We start from the raw sequence: 16,903 nt of genomic DNA, 5'->3' as shown, positions 1-16,903 counted from the left end.
CTGCCGGAACAACCTCTCTTTTTCGACCACGGGCCGTTGAACGCTGCTCTGCTGTACGCCCTCGCCGCGGCCGGGGCGAATCTCGCCGGGGGGCTCCTGATCACCGCCGCGCGCCCGCGCAGCGCGGAGTCGCAGCGGATGCTGATCGCCTTCGGGGGCGGCTTCATGCTGGCCACCGTCTGCGTGGGGATGCTCCCGGAAGCGCTGGAGGCGCGCGGCGCGCCCGTGGCGGTGCTCGTCGGCTACCTTCTGGTGCACCTCACGCAGCACGTCGTCACGCCCCACTTCCACTTCGGAGAGGAGACGCACCACCACGAGATGGTGGGGCGCTGGGTGGGGATCACGGCGCTGGTGGGGCTCCTCCTGCACACTTTTTTCGACGGCGTCGCCATCGCCAGCGCGTTCGGGGTGGGCGCGTGGCTGGGCCTGCTCGTCTTCGTCGCCATCCTCCTGCACAAGATTCCGGAGGGGATCACCGTCGCCTCCATCATGCTCGCCAGCGGCAACTCGCGACGCCGGGCGCTTTGCGGCGTGGCGCTCCTGGGAGTGTCGACGGTGCTGGGCGTGCTGCTGACCCGCTACATCGCCGTGCTGGCGGAGCACGGGCTGGCGCTGAGCGCGGGCGTGACGCTGTACGTCGCCGCATCCAACCTGATCCCCGAGGTCCAGAAGGGGCGGAGCTGGCCGCTCGCGCTGGCGGTGTTCGGCGGGGCCGGGCTCTACCTGCTGGCCTCACAACTCGTGCACGGGTTCGTCCATTGAGCGACTCACTGGACATGTTCGGCGCGCCCGAGGCGCCGAAGGAGCGCCCCCGTCCCGCCACACCCGCCGCCGACGCGCCGCTCGCCGAGCGCATGCGGCCGCGCACATTGGACGAGATCGTGGGCCAGCCGCACCTCGCCGGGCCCGACGGCACCCTGCGCAAGCTGCTGGAGACCGGCTACCTCCCCAACCTCATCCTCCACGGTCCCCCCGGGAGCGGCAAGACAACGCTGGCGCGCGTGATCGCGGGCGACGCGGACTCCACCTTCGTCCCCTTCAACGCGGTCAGCGAGGGGGTGCCGCGGCTCCGCGAGGTGGTCAAGGAAGCCACGGCGCGAAAGAAAGCGGGCGACGGCACGCTCCTCTTCATCGACGAGATCCACCGCCTCAACAAGGGCCAGCAGGACTTCCTCCTCCCCTCGCTGGAGAGCGGATTGGTGACGCTGGTGGGCGCCACCACGGAGCATCCAGCGTTCGAGATCAACCCCGCGCTCCTTTCGCGCTCGCAGGTGCTCGTTCTCCGCTCGCTGAGCGACGACGACGTGCGCGACGTCCTGCGCCGCGCGCTGGCCGATGCGGAGCGCGGACTTGGCGGCAGCGTGTCGCTGGATACGGACGCCGAGGACCTTATCATCCACACCTCCGGCGGCGATGCGCGGCAGGCGCTGAACGGGCTGGAAACGGCCGCTCGTCTGGTGCGCGGCACCGGCACGGTGACGGCCGAGGTGGCGCGAGAGGCGCTCCAGCAGCGCACCGCGCGCTACGACGCCACCCTCGCCTACGAGATGCTGAGCGCCTTCCACAAGTCGCTGCGCTCGTCGTCGGGATCGGGGGCGCTGTACTGGGCGATGCGGATGCTAAACGGCGGCGAGGACCCGCGCACCCTCTTCCGCCGCCTGGTGGCCGCCGCGTACGAAGACGTCGGCCTGGCCGATCCGCAGGCGGGAATCGTCGCGACACAGGCGCTGATGGCGTTCGAGCGGATGGGGCTCCCCGAAGGCCTCCTCCCGCTCTCGAACGCGATCCTCTATGTCGCCAACGCGCCCAAGTCGAACCGCGCCTACGTCGCCCTCCACGCGGCCACCGACGCCGCCCGGGAGCACCCGGACGCACCCGTCCCGCTGCACCTGCGCAACGCGACCACCAAGCTGATGCGCGACTGGGGCTACGCCGAGGGCTACAAGTACGCCCACGACTTCGAAGGCGGATACACCCCGCAGCAGTGCCTGCCGGATGAGATCGCGGGGGTGCGCTTCTACGAGCCCTCCGACCGCGGCTACGAGGCCAAGATCGCCGCGCGCATGCGGGAGCGCGGCGGCATCGAGTGAGCGCTGGGCGAATGGGTGCGCTGCGTTTCCGCCTCCGCTCGTACGTGGTTTTGCGGCGCTCGGGCTCGGCATGACTGCGCCTCTCGCCCTCCTTCTGCGCCTCGACGCGCGCCGCCTGGCCGACGCCGTCCGCCGGCCGCGCGTGGGCGTGTGGGCCGGGTTCGCGCTCCCGGCGGCGCTCGTCATCGGCGGCGTCTGGCTTGCGGGCGAGGCGCTCCGGCCGGATGTGTCCACCGGCGACGGGCAGATCCTGCTGGGGCTCCTCGTCTCGGCTCCCATCGCCTTCCAGGCATACCCGATCCTCTTCCGCCCGGAAGACGACTCGCTCCTGCGCCGCCTGGGCATCCCGCCCGCGGCGCTTTTTGCGCATCGTGCGCTCCGGCTGCTGCTGGCGGCGCTCGCGGTGGTGGGTCTCTTCCTCCTCCCGTTCATCCGCACCGCGCAGCCGATCGGCGCACCGCTCGCGATGCTGGCGGCCGGCGCGGTGGTGGCGTGGGCGTCCTCGCTCGCCACCACCTCTGGCGCCGCCGCGGGAATGGCGGATGGGAAGCGGAGTCCGATCCGCGGGCTTCTGGGACCCGATGCGGGTCTGAGCGCCGCCGCGTCGCTGGTCTGGGCGCCGCTCCCGCCGCTGGTTGCGGGCGCGCTGGCGGCCCGCGTTGCGCTAGGCCCGAACATGCCGGTCCGAATCGGCGTGATCGCGCTCCTCGTGGTGCTCTGGGTGGCGCTCGGGGCCCGCCGCTTCGCCCGTGCCCTGCCGCGCTTCGCCCCGCTCTCGGGCGAGCTCGCGTACGCGCCGCCGCCCACCACCGATGCATCGGAGCTGGTGATCGGGCGTGGGTTGCCGGCGCTCCTGCCGCGTGGGGCGGGCGCCGTGCGGGCGCGCGACGCGGTGGTGGTGAGTCGCCGCTTCCGGTGGGCGGGGCGCCTGGCTGCGCCGGTGGGGATCATCGCCGCCCTCGCCCTCCTCCGCGCAGGCGGAGACCCGGAGGTGAGGCGCTGGGTGGCCGCCGCGTGCACTGGCGTGCTGGTGATGCAGTCCGCCGCCGTCATCGCGCTGGGCCGCGCCGAGCGCTCCCGCCTCCGCTGGATCGACCGCGCCCTCGGCCTGCGTACCGCGGACCGGCTGCTGGGGCGCTGGGCGGTCGGCTTCGGCCTGTCGATGGGCGTGGTGATCCCCGTCGCCTTCGTCTGGAGCTTCGCCGTGGATACGTCACCCGCGTGGCCTTGGGTCGCGGGCGCGGCGGTGGGTGCGCTGGCGGCGGCGGGTGCGTCGCTGGCGGCGGCGGGCCGGTGATGCGCCCGTGTGGCGGGCGGCGGAGCAGGGGAGGGCACGGGCAGCCACGTGGGGCGGCCCCTACGAGATCCGGGACCTGCAGCGAAGATCGCGGTGGGGGAAAGGTGGGCAGACACGCAGGTCTGCCCCTACCGGAGACGCTGCGGTGGTAAGGCGAAGGGCGGGCGCGATAAATGGCGCCCTTACCAGATCTGTGCGACGCGAACGGCAGTTCTCCCCCTCACCCGCCCTGCGCCCCCGCAGGCGGGGGAGGGGGCCGGGGGGAGGGGGCCATCCACGCGGCACCAAAGTCCGCCAAGCCGCACCCACGCCCCCTCTCTCGATAACGTGAGGGCGCAGCTCTCTCCTGTTATCGGGAGAGGGGGCAGCGAGTGTAACGAGCGGGGGTGAGGGCCCCCCGCGCCACCCATACATCCGTGACCACCACCACCACCACCCCGCTCCCCCTGGCCGTCGAAAACCTGCGCAAGGCCTACCGCAGGCGCCCCATCTTGGACGGCGTCTCGTTCGTGATGAGGCCGGGCGAGGCGGTGGCGCTGCTGGGGTCGAACGGCGCGGGGAAGAGCACCCTCCTCGGCTGCCTCACCGGCGACCGGCTGCCCGACGGCGGGAGCGTGCGCATCTGCGGCGCGGACCCGTTTTCGGACCCCGTGCGCGCGGCGCGGTGTATGGGCGTGGTCCCCGAGCACCCGTTCCTGTACGGCGAGCTCACGGTGGCCGAGATGCTCCGCTTCGTGGCCGCCGCCCGCGGGATGGACGATGCGGAGGGTGAAACGGCCCGGCTCCTGGAGCTGCTGGGCCTCGCGGGCGCCGAAGGGACGCTCTGCCGCGAGCTGTCGCAGGGAATGGGGCGCAAGACCGCGATCATCGCCGCGCTCCTCCACGGGCCACAGGTTCTACTGCTCGACGAGGCTCTCAACGGCCTCGACCGCACCTCGGCGGAGCGGCTGGTGGGGGAGCTGGATGCGCGCTGCCGCGCCGGAGCGGCCGTCCTCGTCTCCAGCCACGACCTGGAGTTTGTGGCGGAGTGGTGCGGGCGCGGGCTCCTGCTGCAGGGCGGCGGGCCGGTGACGGCGCTGGAGGGCGAGGAGTGGGAGGCGTGGCGGCGGGCACCTTCGCTGCATGGAACATCCCGTTAAACAGGAGAGGACATGAAGATTCGTACAGTGTGGACATCGCTCGCGCTCGTGCTGCTGGTGGCGCTTTCGGCCTGCACGGCGGGCTTCCGCCAGCCGCGCGTGGAGTTGGAGGGGATCCAGCTCGGCAGCCTGGGGCTGGGGGGTGGAACGGTGCTGGTGAACGTGCGCATCGAGAACCCCAACCCGGTCGGCTTCCGCGCGGACAGCCTCCAGTACGAGCTGTTCCTGCGCAACTCGGACGCGCAGGGCGACAGCGCGTGGACACGCTTCGCGCAGGGCGTGCACGCGGAGCGGTTCACCATCGGCGCACGCGACACGCGCACGGTGCAGATCCCGGTGGAGTTCTCGTTCAGCCAGCTCGGGAGCGCCGGGCAGCAGCTCCTCCGCCGCGGCAGCTTCCAGTACCGCGCGGTGGGCAACGTGAACGTGCGCACGTCGTTCGGCGGGCGGCAGGTGCCGTTCCGTAAGACGGGGACCTTTACGCTCTCCGGCGGCGTGCGATGACGCTGGTGCGGCTGCAGGACGCGGGAAAGCAGTTCGGCGACCGATGGGTCCTGCGCAACGTCTCGTTCACCGTCGCGCAGGGCGAGCGCTGGGGGATCGTGGGGCGCAACGGGGTGGGCAAGACCACCCTGTTCCGCTTGATGACGGGCGACGACGAGGCCACGGAGGGCGAGATCTGGCGCCACCCGGGGCTTCGCTTCACTCTGATGCGCCAGAACCGCGGCGAGCAGAGCGACGCGAACATCCACGAAGCGGCGATGGCCCCCTTCGCCGACCTCGTGGCGATGGAGCGCCGCCTCCACGACGACATGGAGCGCCTCGCCGGCCTCCCGTCGGGATCCCCGGAAGCCGACCGGCTCCTGCAGTCGTACGACCGGCACATGGACGAGTTCAGGCGCCGCGGCGGCTACGAGATGCGCGCCCGGGCGGACGCGACGCTGGAGGGCCTCGGCTTTCCGCAGGACACGTGGCCCAAGCCCGTCCGCGCCTTGAGCGGCGGCGAGCTGGGGCGGCTGCGGCTGGTGCAGACCCTCCTGGCCGAGCCCGACGTCCTCCTCCTGGACGAGCCCACCAACCACCTGGATCTGCGCTCCACCGAGTGGTTGGAGGAGTACCTGCGCGCCTACCCGGGCACGGTGCTCGTCGTCTCGCACGATCGCGTATTCCTGGAGCGGCTCGCGGACCACATCCTCCACCTGGAAGAGGGGACGGCGTACGCCTACACGGGCAACTTCGACGCGTTCCTCACCCAGCGCGAGGAGCGCCGGATGGTGCAGCAGAAGCAGTTCGAGCGGCAGCAGGCGCAGATCGCCCGCACCGAGGACTTCATCCGCCGCAACCTGGCCGGCCAGAAGACGAAGCAGGCCAAGAGCCGCCGCACCCTCCTCTCCCGCATGGACCGCGTCTCCGCAGTGTCGGGCGACGAGCGCGCGATGGCCCTCAGCTTCGGCGAGACCTCGCGCAGCGGCGGCACGGTGATGCGGATGGACGGCGTGCAGTGCGCGTATGGCGACCGCGTCCTCTTCGCCCCCTTCTCCGGCGAGGTGTCGCGGACGGAGCGCATCGCCGTCATCGGCCCGAACGGGTGCGGCAAGTCGACGCTGATGAGGGTGCTGGCCGGGGTCGCGCAGCCGGCGCGCGGGTCGGTGGTGCTGGGCGCGGGAGTGCGCACCGGCTACTACCGGCAGGACTTCACCCACCTGAACCCTGACCACAAGATCCGCGAGGAAGTGGCCCTGGTCGCGCCGCGCATCACCACGCAGGAGCTGCGCAGCCACCTGGGCCGCTTCCTGTTCAGCGGCGACGACGCCGAGTCGCGCGTGGGCGACCTTTCCGGCGGCGAGCAGGCCCGCGTCGCGCTCGCCAAGATCACGCTGGAGCGCGCCAACCTCCTCCTGCTGGACGAGCCCACGAACCACCTGGACCTGGAAAGCCGCGAAGCGCTGGAGGAGTCGCTGGAGGACTTCGACGGCACCGTCATCCTGATCTCCCACGACCGCGCCTTCCTCTCCGCCACGGCGACGCGCGTGTGGGGGTTCCAAGACGGACGCATCGAGGACTTCGCCGGCGGCTACGAGGAGTGGACGGAGCACGTGAAGCGCCGCGCCGACTCCGCGCCGGCCGTCCGCGCAGCCACCTCCGCCACCGCCTCAACGCCCGCCCGGACCACGACCGGCCTCTCCAAGAACGAGCAGCGCCGCCGCGAGCGCGAAATGGAGCGCCTCGAAGCCGACATCGCCAAGCTGGAGACGCGCATCGCCGAGATCGAGGCCGTCCTCGCCGACTCCGCGCTCTACGCCCCCGGCAGCGATCCCGACCGCGCCCGCAAGCTCACCGCCGAGCTCGGCGCCGCCCAATCCAGCCTCGCCGCCGCCTACGAGGCCTGGGAGCGGATGGGTGAGGAGCTGGCGGGGGTGTAGCCTTCGTGCCCGCCGGACGGCATCGTTTGCGCAGTGTACGCGAAGTCATGGAGGCGCGATGGATTTCTCGATGAGATCGAACGCGAGACGGACGGTCGATGGCTCGCGAGTTTTCCCGCCCTTCCAGGCGTGATGGCGTACGGCGCTACGCGAGACGAAGCCGTTGCAGCGGTGGAGGACCTCGCCCGGACCGTGGTCGCCGACCGGCTCGAGCACGGCGAACAAGTACCCGCGCAGCACGGGCTCAGGAGAGAAGGATGACAAGTCGGTATGAGGTCATCATCTACTGGGGTGCCGAGGATGCCGCGTTCATTGCGGAGGTGCCGGAGCTGGCGGGATGCATGGCGCACGGCGGCACGCGCGCGGAGGCTCTGAGCAACGCGGAGGAGGCCATCGACCTGTGGCTCGACACGGCCAAGGAGTTCGGCGACCCCATCCCGGAGCCGAAGGGCCGCCGGCTGATGTTCGCGTGAACAGGCGGTGGATCGATGGATGCTTCTAATCTGGTGATCGAGCGGTGCGCCGTGACCGGCCTGTACGTCGGCTACATTCCGGGGTTCGCCGGAGCGCACGCGCAGGGCGGAACGGTGGAGGAGCTTCGCCGGAACATCGAGGAGGTCGTCGCGATGCTCATGGAGGACGCCGACCCCGTAGCCTGCGTGGAGTGACGGGGCGGCGCGCAGTATGCGGCTAATGAGGCACTTCGGCCTACGCCGCGAAAGACACACATGGAGACGCAACCATCTCTAACAAGCTGATCGAGCTGGCAGTCCCGCGGGAGCGGGCGATCCTCGTGGGGGCGCCGTCGAAGTCCGAGACGGCGCAGGTTACCGAGGAGCACCTGGAGGAATTGGAGCGCCTGTCGGACACGGCGGGGGTGGACGTGGTCGGGTCGATGATCCAGCGGCTGGACTCGCCCCACCCCAAGTTCTACATCGGCGAGGGGAAGGCGGAGGAGCTGAAGATGCAGGTGGAGGCGGAGGGCGCCACGCTGATCATCTTCGACGACGAGCTCTCGCCGGCGCAGGGGCGCAACCTGGAGAAGCTGGTGGGGACGCGCCTGATGGACCGCGCGGAGCTGATCCTGGACATCTTCGCCACGCGCGCCCGCAGCGCCGAAGCTCGCGCGCAGGTGGAGCTGGCGCAGCTCCAGTACCTGCGCCCGCGCCTCACGCGGATGTGGAGCCACCTTTCGCGCGTGCGCGGCGGCGTGGGCATGCGCGGGCCCGGCGAAACGCAGCTGGAGACGGACCGCCGGATGATCGACCACCGCATCGTCCGCCTCAAGGACGAGCTGGAGCGCGTGGCCCGCACCCGCGCCACGCAGCGCAAAGGGCGCACGGGGCAGCTCCGCGCCGCGCTGGTCGGCTATACCAACGCAGGCAAGTCGTCGATCCTGCGCAAGCTGTCCGGGACGGAGGTGTTCGTGGAGGACCGCCTCTTCGCCACGCTCGACCCCACCACGCGCACCGTGGACGCGGGCGAGGGGGCGGTGGCGCTGGTGACGGACACGGTCGGCTTCATCCGCAAGCTGCCGCACCACCTGGTCGCGTCGTTCCGCGCCACGCTGGAGGAGGCGCGTGAGTCGGACGTGCTGCTGCACGTCATCGATTCGTCGCACCACGCGTGGGAGGAGCAGCGCATCGTGGTGGAAGAGGTGCTCGCGAGCCTCGGCCTGGCCGACCACCCGACGGTGCTCGTCTTCAACAAGGTGGACCGGCTGACGCACGACGAGGAGGAAGGACTCCGCGCGCGCGTGCAGGGCCCCGACGCGCCGCCGGCCATCTTCGTCTCGACGGTGGAGGAAGGGAAGCTCGAGCCGCTCTCCAAGCTACTCAACGACGAGGTGAAGCGGCTGCGCCCGGACGTGTGGCTCACCCTGCCGTCGTCGCAGGGCGGGCTGCTGGCGGAGGTGTACCGCGAGGGCGAGGTGCTGGAGCGCGAGGACAAGGGCACCGAGGTCCGCCTCCGCGCCCGCGTGCCAGTCGCCACGCTGGGGCGGCTGCGCAGCCGCGGCGTGCGCGTGTACGGCGACGGTTGAGCGCAGAACGGCTCTGGATCGTCGGCGCCGGACGGTTGGGGCTGGCCCTCGGGCTCGTCCTGCACCGTTCCGGCGCCTTTGCGTCGTTGGCCTACTCCGGGCGCCGCGCCGATCCGCCGCCGCATCCGTTGTTCGACTGCGATCCGCCGCCCGCGTCGTACCGCGCGGGGCTGGAGGTTCCGCCTGGCGATCTCGCTGGGATCTTGCTGGCCGTTCCCGATGCGTCGATTCCCGATGTCGCCGCGGCGCTGGCGGATCTTTCGTTGGCGCGGACTGTCCCCGTGCTGCACGCGAGCGGCGCATTGTCGGTGGATGCGCTGGCGCCGCTGGCCGAGCGGGGGCACCCTGTAGGCGGGATGCACGCGCTGGCGGCGATCGCAGATCCGGTGGCGGGAGCGGACCGCCTGCGCGGCGCCACCTTTGGCGTGGAGGGGGAGGGCGACGCGCGTGGGCTGGCCGAGCGCATCGTGCTCGCGTGCGGCGGGCGCGTGCTGATCGTGCCCTCCGATGGCAAGCCGCTCTACCACGCGGCGGCGGTCTTCGCGGCCAACTACGCCGTGGTGCTGCTGGGCGTGGCGGAGCGCCTGATGGCGGAGGCCGGAGTCCCGCCGGAGGAGGCGCGGACCGCGCTTGCCGCCCTCGCCGGGGGCGCGATCGAGAACGTGGCTTCATGCGGCCCGTCCGCCGCGCTCACCGGCCCCGTAGCGCGCGGCGACGCGGAGACGGTGCGGCTGCACCTGTCGCGGTTGTCCGGCGCGGACCGGCCGCTATATTCCCTCCTCGCCCGCGAGGCCCTGTCGCTCGCACAGGACGCCGGCCTCCCGCCCGAGGCCGCCGCCCGCGTCGCCGCGCTGCTGGACGACGCCGGGCGGGCTCACGACTGAGCACTTGGCACTCGGCACTGGGCACTCAGTTCAACGCACTCACGCACTCACGCACTCCCGCACCCCTCCCCGCATGAGGCTGTACGTCAACGTCGACCACATCGCCACCGTGCGCCAGGCGCGTGGCACCGACGAACCGGACCCGGTGCGAGCCGCGGTCCTGTGCGAGCTGGGCGGCGCGGACGGCATCACCGTGCACCTGCGCGAAGACCGGCGCCACATCCAGGACCGCGACGTCCGCCTGCTGCTGGAGACGTCGCGCACGGGCGTGAACCTGGAGCTCGCGGCGGCGTCGGACGTGCTCGCGCTGGCGGAGGAGTGGCGGCCGATGCAGATCACGCTGGTCCCCGAGCGACGCCAGGAGATCACCACCGAGGGCGGGCTCGCGCTGGGCACGGAGGAGGCGCGCCGCGAGATCGGCGCCGCGCTCGACCGGCTGAGAAACGCCGGGTCGCGCACCTCGCTCTTCATCGATCCAGACGAAGACGCCGTACGTACAAGCGCGGATCTGGGCGCCGACGCGGTGGAACTGCACACGGGCGAGTACGCGAACGCCCGCGGCGCCGAGCGAGCCTGCCAGCTCGCGCGGCTGGCGAGCGCGGCGGCGCTGGCTCGCTCAGCCGGGCTGGCAGTGCACGCCGGGCACGGGCTCACCTCCGAGAACGTGACGCCGGTGGCCGCCATCGCCGAGATCGAAGAGCTGAACATCGGGCACTCCATCGTGTCGCGCGCGGTGCTGGTGGGGATCGAGCGGGCCACGCGCGAGATGGCCGAGATCCTCCGCCGCGCACGCACGTGACCGACCTCCCATACCCCGGCCCCATCCCATGTCCCAGCCGCTGAGCGAGTACTTCGCCCGGGAAGCGGGCGACTTCCTGGACGAGCTCGACGCCCTCCTCGCCGCCTCCGACACACCGGACGCCAACCGGCTCTTCCGGCTGGCGCGCGGGGTTCGCGGGAGCGCGCAGATCGCCGGTGTGGAGGGCGTGGCGCGCGTGGCCGAGCGGCTTGAGGACGCGGCGCGCTCCGTCCGCGACGGCTCGCTGGCGTGGGACGGCGCGATGGGCGAGCGGGTGAAGACCACCGCCGCCGACCTGCGCCGCCTCGTGGCATCGCACGCGGATGGCGGCCCTGGCGATGAGGCGCTGGCCGCCGCGGCGGAGGCGCGCTGGGAGGGCACCGGCGCCCATCACCGCGCGGACGACGGCGCGCCTCCCGAGGGGGAGATGCTGGAGTTCGTGCGGCGGGAGATCGGCGGCGTGGTGGACGAGATGGACCGCGCCCTGGTGGAGCTTGCGGCGGCGCCGACGGGCCGCGAGCCGCTCCGTTCGGTGCTGCGCCGGATGCGCCCCGTGCGCGGCGTGGCCGGGATGAGCGCGCTGGGGCCCGTCCTGGAGGTGCTGGAGGGGATCGAGGACACGGCCGCGGACGCCTTCACCCGCACCACCCCGCTGGGCGGCGAGGCGCAGGAGCTCCTGACCGCCGCCCGCGACGCCCTGCGCGCCGCCACCGACCTGCTGGGCGCCGGCGCCGCGCTGGACACCATGCTGGAGCTGGACCGCTTCCGCGAGATCCGCGACCGCGCCGAGGGAGCGGAGGACGAGAGCGACGCCGGGGTCATCCCCATCAGCCAGCTCTTCTTCGCGGACGCGGGGCCGCACATCGTCTCCTCCCCTACCGCACCCGTGGTGGACGCGGAGGGGAACGGGCTGCAGGACGACGTGGACGCCTTCCTCCGCATGGAGGCGACGGGCTTCCTGGACCGCGCGGAGGCGCTGATCGCGGGTGCACCGCAGGCACGCCGCCGCTTCGGCCGTGTGGCGCGGCAGCTCGCCTCCCTGGCCTCGCACGTGGCCGAGCTGGCGGGGACGTACGCGAAGAGCGCCATCGCGGGCGCGGCGCACGCGGCATCGTCGGCCCTGCGCACGGCTACGTCCGTGGAGGAGGCGCGCGCCGCCCTGCGCAGCCTGCGCGCCGCGCTCCCCGGCGGCTCGCCCGCGGAGCCCGAGGAGGAGCCGGGCGTCGTTCCCATCGAGTCGCTCCTGTACTCGCCCGAGGATGCGTTGCGGGCCGCGTTCGCCCTCCGCGACCGCGCCGTCGCGCTCGCGCCGGCCGGGTCGCCGCTGGGCGAAGTGATGGACGAGCTGTTCGGGCTGCTGGAAGTCGGGGTCGGCGAGCGCACGGCGTAGGAAAAGGGCCTCACGCAGAGGCGCAGAGACGCAGGAGGGAGCGCGGAGTTCTCTTCCTGCGTCTCTGCGCCTCTGCGTGAGATGCGGTTAAGCCTTGCACGATGAAATTGGAAGCGTATGAAATCTTATGTCAGGGTGATCGTCGGGGTCGCGGCGACCGCCTTTTTTCTTTGGCTGGCGTTGCGCGACGTGGCGTGGGGCGAGGTTTGGGTGCACGTCCGCTCCGCCAACCTCCCGCTCCTCCTGGCCGCCATCGTGGTGTCCACGCTCGGGCTGCACGTGCGAGCCATGCGCTGGAAGGCGCTGCTGGCCCCCATCCGCCCGGACATCCCCTTTGAGCCGCGCATCGCGGGGACGGCGGCGGGGTTCGCGCTCAACAACCTGCTCCCCGCCCGCGTCGGCGAGTTCGCGCGGGCGCTGGTGTGCGCGCGCGTGGGGCGGATCAAGGTGGGCAGCGTCTTCGGCACGCTGGTGGTGGAGCGCGTGCTGGACGCCATCGTGTGCATCGTCCTCCTCTTCGGGGTGATCGCCTTCGAAGGATTTCCGGGGAGCTCGGAGGGGGTGGCGCTGGCGCAGAAGGCCGCGCGCGGCGTGGCGGTGGTCGCGGCGGTGCTGGGGACGGGGCTCATCGTGCTCGCCGCCTTCCCGGAGCGCAGCCTGCGCATCGGCGACGCGATCGCCGAGCGCATCCTGCCGGCCGGCATCCGGCGCCACGTGCTCGATGCGCTGCACGCCTTCGTCGGCGGGCTCGGCGCCCTGCGCGATCCGCGGCTCCTGGCGCAGTCGCTGGCATGGGTCGTCTTCCAGTGGCTTTTCCTCGGGATTTCCTTCTACCTCGCCTTCATGGCGTTCGGAATCGACGAGCCCGGGTTCGCGGGGGCGCTCTTCCTCCAGTCGTTCGTCAGCATCGCGGTCGCGCTCCCCTCCGCGCCGGGCTTCTGGGGGCCGTTCGAGCTCGCCAGCAAGTACGGGCTCGATCTCTGGGGGGTGGACGAGTCGCGGTCGGTCGCGTTCGCGCTCTCGTTCCACGTGGGCGGATGGCTGAGCGTGACGGCAGTGGGGCTGTACTACATCGCCAAGCTGAAGCTGAGCTGGAGCGAACTGCGCGGGAGCGCGGAACGGGTGGAGGCCGAGGTCGAGGCCGACCCCGAGATCGCGCCGCCGAAGCCGGGGCTGGGGCGTGCCTGACACCGTCTCCCTCGAAGCGCCCGCCAAGGTCAACCTCCGCCTGGCGATCCTGGCCCGCGAGGCGAGCGGCTTCCACTCGCTGGAGTCGCTCTTCTGCGCCATCTCGCTGAGCGACCTGCTCATCGTGCGCCGCGCGGATTCCGGCGTCGCGCTGACGGTGGAGGGCTCCGTAGAGACCGGCCCGCCCGAGCGCAACCTGGCGGTCCGCGCGGCACAGCGCTTCTACGATGAGCTCGGCGAGTTGCCCGCCGTCGCCATCCAACTGGTGAAGCGCATCCCGTCCGCGGCGGGGCTGGGCGGCGGAAGCTCCGATGCGGCGGCCACCCTCCGCGCCCTGAACGCGCTGCACGGCGAGCCGTTCGACCGCGCCGCGCTCCTGCGCCTGGCGATCGAGCTGGGGAGCGACGTGCCGTTCTTCCTGTGCGGCTCGCCGCTGGCGCTCGGGTGGGGAAGGGGAGAGCGCCTCCTGGCACTGCCCCCGCTTCCCGAGCGGCCCGTGCTGGTGGCGCACCCCGGCGTCGCCGTGCCCACGCCGGAAGCATTCGCCGCCATCGCGGAGCGCCGCGGCCCCACCCCGCCGCCGCGTGCGTTTGCCCTGGACGCGGCCGACCTGTCGGACTGGGGCGCGGTGGAGCGGCTGGCGATGAACGACTTCGGCGAGGTGGTGGCGGAGCGCATCCCCGTGCTGCACGGCGCGCTCGCCGCCATGCGCGACGCGGGGGCCGGGATCGCGCTGCTGGCCGGGAGCGGCGGCTCCGTCTTCGGCATCTTCGAGACGGACGATGCACGGGACGCGGCGCGCGAGCGGGTGGAGGCGCTGGGGCTGGCGTGCTGGTCCGCGCACACCCTGACAGCGCTTCCGCGGGTAGAGCCGGCGGACGCATAAAGCGGCGACAGAATGGCTCATACCGGGCGCGGGACTCCGCGCCGGGTGTGAGCCCTTTTTGCGTTCACGCCAGCCTCAGGGGACTACGTCGAGGGCGGGGTTGCGGTCGAAGAAGCCAAAGGGGACGAGGCGGAATCCCAGCGTTGTCACCGGCATCACCGGCCACTCCTCCGGGCGGGGGAGGTGGGTGGTGCCCAGCGTGTACCAGAGAACCACGTCGCGGCCGTCCAGGGGGCGGTCCGCGCGCGTCCAGGCGGGGAGCCCGTCACCGCCGCGGCTCTGGTTGACGTAGGCGCCGGCCGCGTTGATCTCCAGCGGCGCGTAGGGCGTCACCCACAGGTGCGCGTCCAGGAACCCCGCGCGCCGCCGCACCGACGACGACGGGTCCGCGTAGGGAACCGCGTTCGTCGCCGGGATCAGCGCGTAGCCGGGGTGGTAGCCCAGCGCCGTGCGGATGCCGGGGTTCTCCACCTTCCACGCGCGGCTCGTCTCCAGGCTCAGGTGGCGCCGCGCCCCGCGCTCCCGCTCCAGCACCGTCTCCTCCATCACGAACGCGTTGCCCTCCGGGTTCTCCCGCCCGCGGGGGAGCGCGCGCGTGTTCATCTCCACGACGCGGTTGGTGGTGCCGTCCACGTCCAGGTCCAGACGGTAGTTGAAGAAGTGCTGGTGGTGCACGGCCACGAGCCGCCGCTGCACGCGATGGCCGGTGCTCGTGTGGACGTGGGCGGTATCGTCGGCCACCCCTTTCACCGCCATCACGCCGGTCATCTGCACCTGGTGCTCGATGGCGCCGTCCTGGCGAAAGATCCAGCGGAAGACGTAGTCGTAGTTCCCCACCGTGGCCGTGTAGGCCAGCACCAGCTCGCGCCCGCGCCGGGCGTCGTTCTCCTCGGCGAGCACGCTGGCGTGCTTCCACAGCAGGCCGCCGTCGCGCTCGTAGAGGGCGGCGGCGCGCGGCACCTCCACCGGCTCCCCCACCTCGTCCGCGTACACGGCGGGAAGGAAGACCGCGTTCGCCGGGGCGTCGACCAGGGCGTCGAGCAGGCTGGTGTTCCCCGCGCCGATGCCGTACTCGCCTACGTCGAAGGCGTTGCGAAAGAACCAGAGCGGGCCCGGGTCGCCGTAGGGGACCACCGCCTCCGAGAGCGACGCACGGTGCAGCACGGAGCGCTCCCGCCCGGCGTCCATCCAGCGCACCGTGTACAGTACCAGCCCCTCGCGCGGGCGGATGGCGTAGCGGAAGCGCCAGCGGTCCCAGCGCACCTCGTTCCCCTCCACCACGAAGCTGGGGCCCGCCGGCTGCTCCACCGTGAGCGGCTTCAGCGGGGCGCGGCCGGGGGCGGGCTGGTGGAAGTCGTTCGGCTCGGCCAGCGGCACCTCGCCCGTGTCCACGAGCTTCACCACGCGGCGCGCGTCGAGGTCCACGTACGCGGCCACTCCCTCGATGGGGCGCGCGTACTCGTTGCGCGCGCGCCCGCGGTAGTTGAAAGTCGCGCGCACCAGCCGCGCGCCACGGGGTGCGTCGCCGTAGTCGCCGCCCAGCCAGGGGGTCAGCACCACGCCGGCGAGATCGGTGATGCCGCGGGCGCGCATCGCCGCCTGCCAGGCGCCGTCCGCCCAGATCACGGTGCGCAGGAGGACGTAGTCGCTGGCCAGAAAGGGCGGCTGCACTCCGGCGATCAGGCGCCAGCTCACCACGCGCCGCGCGGGCAGGTCCACGACGGCCTCGTAGGTGGCGCGGGCCGCGCGCTCGTACACCACGGCGAACGCCTCGCGGCTGGCCGTGGCGGGCGCGCCCTTGTGCGGCTCGCGCAGCTCCAGGGTCACCAGCGCGCTCTCGTCGGTCACCTTTCCGGACACACGCAGCACCTCGACCGCGGCGCGGATCTCGTCCGCGGTGAGCGGGTCGAGCGGGTGGGCGGGTGCCGCCGGCTGCGCGGCGAGGGCGGACGCGAGCGCCGTGAACAGCGCAGCGCAGAGCGTCCTCTTTGTCCAGTTCATGAGAGGCACGGGAGCGCCGGTGCAAAAGTAAGTAAATGTAACGGTAAATAGAAACTGCCGTTTTGCGCCACGAACCTGCACCTTCCGGTTTTCCGCGTCAGACGCCTCGCCGTGCGCGAGAGAGGCCCTCGGCGCCCGGGGTTTCTAGCCACCGCGGGGTCCGGCGCGCGCACGGGGACGAAAGCGAGAAATCCGTACAGCCCTTGTGTTTGCGGCGTTGTGGGAAGGATAGCACCGGCGGGTGCGCGAGGCAAGCAGGTGTTTCCACGCTCCTGGGAGGCACGCCGCCATCGGCCGCAAAAGCGCCTGCCTGGACATTGAGAAACAAGTGTTGGCGACTTTTACTTGACATTGAGTAAATGTGACCCCATAGTTAGCGACGCTTCCCGGCGCACCTCTCGTTCACCCGTCTCGCACAACCAACTTCAGGACACGGTCCCAATGAGCCTTGCGAAGAACGTAGCATTCCGTCTGGTGGAGCTGTTCGAGAACCCGAACGAGAGCGTGCTGCGCCTCGCCGGTGACACGCCGGTGCTGGTCGTGGGCAACTGTTGCTGCTGCTGCTGCTGCCACTGCAACTTCTCGTTTAGCGACAGCGATTGCGCTGGCGGCGAGAGTGGTGAGTTCGAGCAGCAGGAGTTCCAGTCGGCCATGTAGTCTGCACGCTTAAACCGTAGCAAAACGTAGCTTCCATCCTTCGCGCAGACGGTCAGGTTAGAGGTGCGTCCGGGCAGCCACCCTGATTACGACACGCGCAGAACGACG

Annotated in this window: 17 protein-coding genes; 15 read left to right on the top strand and 2 right to left on the bottom strand. The window is 71.8% G+C overall.

Annotated elements, in window-relative coordinates:
- The first annotated feature begins 36 nt into the window (after positions 1 to 36).
- The 6 genes from VF647_06300 to VF647_06275 all read left to right on the top strand — a co-directional run bounded on the left by VF647_06300 (position 37) and on the right by VF647_06275 (position 6,949).
- Positions 37 to 762 (top strand): ZIP family metal transporter, encoded by a 726-nt coding sequence (locus VF647_06300; protein HEX8451686.1) that lies wholly within the window; start codon positions 37 to 39, stop codon positions 760 to 762.
- Positions 759 to 2,090, top strand: coding sequence for a replication-associated recombination protein A (locus VF647_06295; protein ID HEX8451685.1), 1,332 nt, complete (start codon positions 759 to 761; stop codon positions 2,088 to 2,090). Before VF647_06300 ends, VF647_06295 begins: the two co-directional genes overlap by 4 nt.
- Before the next feature lie 70 nt (positions 2,091 to 2,160).
- Complete coding sequence (locus VF647_06290) at positions 2,161 to 3,387, top strand: hypothetical protein (GenBank protein HEX8451684.1); 1,227 nt, start codon at positions 2,161 to 2,163, stop codon at positions 3,385 to 3,387.
- A 416-nt stretch (positions 3,388 to 3,803) separates the two neighbouring features.
- Positions 3,804 to 4,526, top strand: coding sequence for an ATP-binding cassette domain-containing protein (locus VF647_06285; GenBank protein ID HEX8451683.1), 723 nt, complete (start codon positions 3,804 to 3,806; stop codon positions 4,524 to 4,526).
- Between the two features lie 12 nt (positions 4,527 to 4,538).
- Positions 4,539 to 5,030 (top strand): LEA type 2 family protein, encoded by a 492-nt coding sequence (locus VF647_06280; protein HEX8451682.1) that lies wholly within the window; start codon positions 4,539 to 4,541, stop codon positions 5,028 to 5,030.
- Positions 5,027 to 6,949, top strand: a complete 1,923-nt coding sequence (locus VF647_06275; GenBank protein HEX8451681.1) for an ABC-F family ATP-binding cassette domain-containing protein — start codon at positions 5,027 to 5,029, stop codon at positions 6,947 to 6,949. The genes VF647_06280 and VF647_06275 overlap by 4 nt, the downstream gene beginning before the upstream one ends.
- 45 nt (positions 6,950 to 6,994) lie before the next feature.
- Here the strand turns inward: VF647_06275 and VF647_06270 are convergent, their stop codons facing one another.
- Positions 6,995 to 7,189 carry a hypothetical protein gene (locus VF647_06270; GenBank protein ID HEX8451680.1) on the bottom strand — a complete coding sequence of 65 codons (195 nt, stop codon included), beginning with the start codon at positions 7,187 to 7,189 and terminating at the stop codon, positions 6,995 to 6,997.
- A gap of 17 nt (positions 7,190 to 7,206) precedes the next feature.
- On the opposite strand from VF647_06270, the gene VF647_06265 reads away from it, so the two are divergent.
- From VF647_06265 to ispE, 8 genes are all read left to right on the top strand, one after another.
- On the top strand, positions 7,207 to 7,422 hold the full coding sequence (locus VF647_06265; protein ID HEX8451679.1) for a type II toxin-antitoxin system HicB family antitoxin: 216 nt from the start codon (positions 7,207 to 7,209) through the stop codon (positions 7,420 to 7,422).
- Positions 7,423 to 7,437: 15 nt separating this feature from the next.
- Positions 7,438 to 7,617, top strand: a complete 180-nt coding sequence (locus VF647_06260; protein HEX8451678.1) for a type II toxin-antitoxin system HicB family antitoxin — start codon at positions 7,438 to 7,440, stop codon at positions 7,615 to 7,617.
- Positions 7,618 to 7,742: 125 nt separating this feature from the next.
- A complete protein-coding gene (hflX, locus tag VF647_06255) occupies positions 7,743 to 8,990 on the top strand; it encodes a GTPase HflX (GenBank protein HEX8451677.1) in 1,248 nt (415 codons plus the stop codon).
- Positions 8,987 to 9,874, top strand: coding sequence for a Rossmann-like and DUF2520 domain-containing protein (locus tag VF647_06250; protein HEX8451676.1), 888 nt, complete (start codon positions 8,987 to 8,989; stop codon positions 9,872 to 9,874). Before hflX ends, VF647_06250 begins: the two co-directional genes overlap by 4 nt.
- 73 nt (positions 9,875 to 9,947) lie before the next feature.
- Positions 9,948 to 10,673, top strand: coding sequence for a pyridoxine 5'-phosphate synthase (locus VF647_06245; GenBank protein HEX8451675.1), 726 nt, complete (start codon positions 9,948 to 9,950; stop codon positions 10,671 to 10,673).
- 28 nt (positions 10,674 to 10,701) lie between these two features.
- Complete coding sequence (locus VF647_06240) at positions 10,702 to 12,063, top strand: Hpt domain-containing protein (protein ID HEX8451674.1); 1,362 nt, start codon at positions 10,702 to 10,704, stop codon at positions 12,061 to 12,063.
- Between the two features lie 117 nt (positions 12,064 to 12,180).
- Positions 12,181 to 13,251, top strand: a complete 1,071-nt coding sequence (locus VF647_06235) for a lysylphosphatidylglycerol synthase transmembrane domain-containing protein (GenBank protein ID HEX8451673.1) — start codon at positions 12,181 to 12,183, stop codon at positions 13,249 to 13,251.
- Entirely contained in the window at positions 13,244 to 14,137 is an 894-nt protein-coding gene (gene ispE / locus VF647_06230) for a 4-(cytidine 5'-diphospho)-2-C-methyl-D-erythritol kinase (GenBank protein HEX8451672.1), read from the top strand. Before VF647_06235 ends, ispE begins: the two co-directional genes overlap by 8 nt.
- 75 nt (positions 14,138 to 14,212) lie before the next feature.
- On the opposite strand, the gene VF647_06225 is transcribed toward ispE, so the two are convergent.
- Complete coding sequence (locus tag VF647_06225; GenBank protein HEX8451671.1) at positions 14,213 to 16,138, bottom strand: primary-amine oxidase; 1,926 nt, start codon at positions 16,136 to 16,138, stop codon at positions 14,213 to 14,215.
- Positions 16,139 to 16,579: 441 nt separating this feature from the next.
- Here VF647_06225 and VF647_06220 point away from each other — a divergent pair, with 441 nt between their 5' ends.
- Positions 16,580 to 16,795: a hypothetical protein gene (locus VF647_06220; GenBank protein ID HEX8451670.1), complete on the top strand. Its 216-nt coding sequence runs from the start codon at positions 16,580 to 16,582 to the stop codon at positions 16,793 to 16,795.
- The last annotated feature ends 108 nt before the right edge of the window (positions 16,796 to 16,903 follow it).

Source organism: Longimicrobium sp., assembly GCA_036387335.1.
Classification (GTDB): domain Bacteria; phylum Gemmatimonadota; class Gemmatimonadetes; order Longimicrobiales; family Longimicrobiaceae; genus Longimicrobium.
The sequence above is the reverse complement of the archived record's forward strand: the minus strand, read 5'-3'. Positions and strand labels throughout refer to the sequence as shown.

Coding starts and splice junctions, on each gene's coding strand:
- VF647_06290 (HEX8451684.1), top strand. CDS start 2,161: ATGACTGCGCCTCTCGCCCTCCTTCTGCGCCTCGACGCGCGCCGCCTG.
- VF647_06280 (HEX8451682.1), top strand. CDS start 4,539: ATGAAGATTCGTACAGTGTGGACATCGCTCGCGCTCGTGCTGCTGGTG.
- VF647_06275 (HEX8451681.1), top strand. CDS start 5,027: ATGACGCTGGTGCGGCTGCAGGACGCGGGAAAGCAGTTCGGCGACCGA.
- VF647_06265 (HEX8451679.1), top strand. CDS start 7,207: ATGACAAGTCGGTATGAGGTCATCATCTACTGGGGTGCCGAGGATGCC.
- VF647_06260 (HEX8451678.1), top strand. CDS start 7,438: ATGGATGCTTCTAATCTGGTGATCGAGCGGTGCGCCGTGACCGGCCTG.
- VF647_06245 (HEX8451675.1), top strand. CDS start 9,948: ATGAGGCTGTACGTCAACGTCGACCACATCGCCACCGTGCGCCAGGCG.
- VF647_06240 (HEX8451674.1), top strand. CDS start 10,702: ATGTCCCAGCCGCTGAGCGAGTACTTCGCCCGGGAAGCGGGCGACTTC.
- VF647_06235 (HEX8451673.1), top strand. CDS start 12,181: ATGAAATCTTATGTCAGGGTGATCGTCGGGGTCGCGGCGACCGCCTTT.
- VF647_06225 (HEX8451671.1), bottom strand. CDS start 16,138: ATGAACTGGACAAAGAGGACGCTCTGCGCTGCGCTGTTCACGGCGCTC.
- VF647_06220 (HEX8451670.1), top strand. CDS start 16,580: ATGAGCCTTGCGAAGAACGTAGCATTCCGTCTGGTGGAGCTGTTCGAG.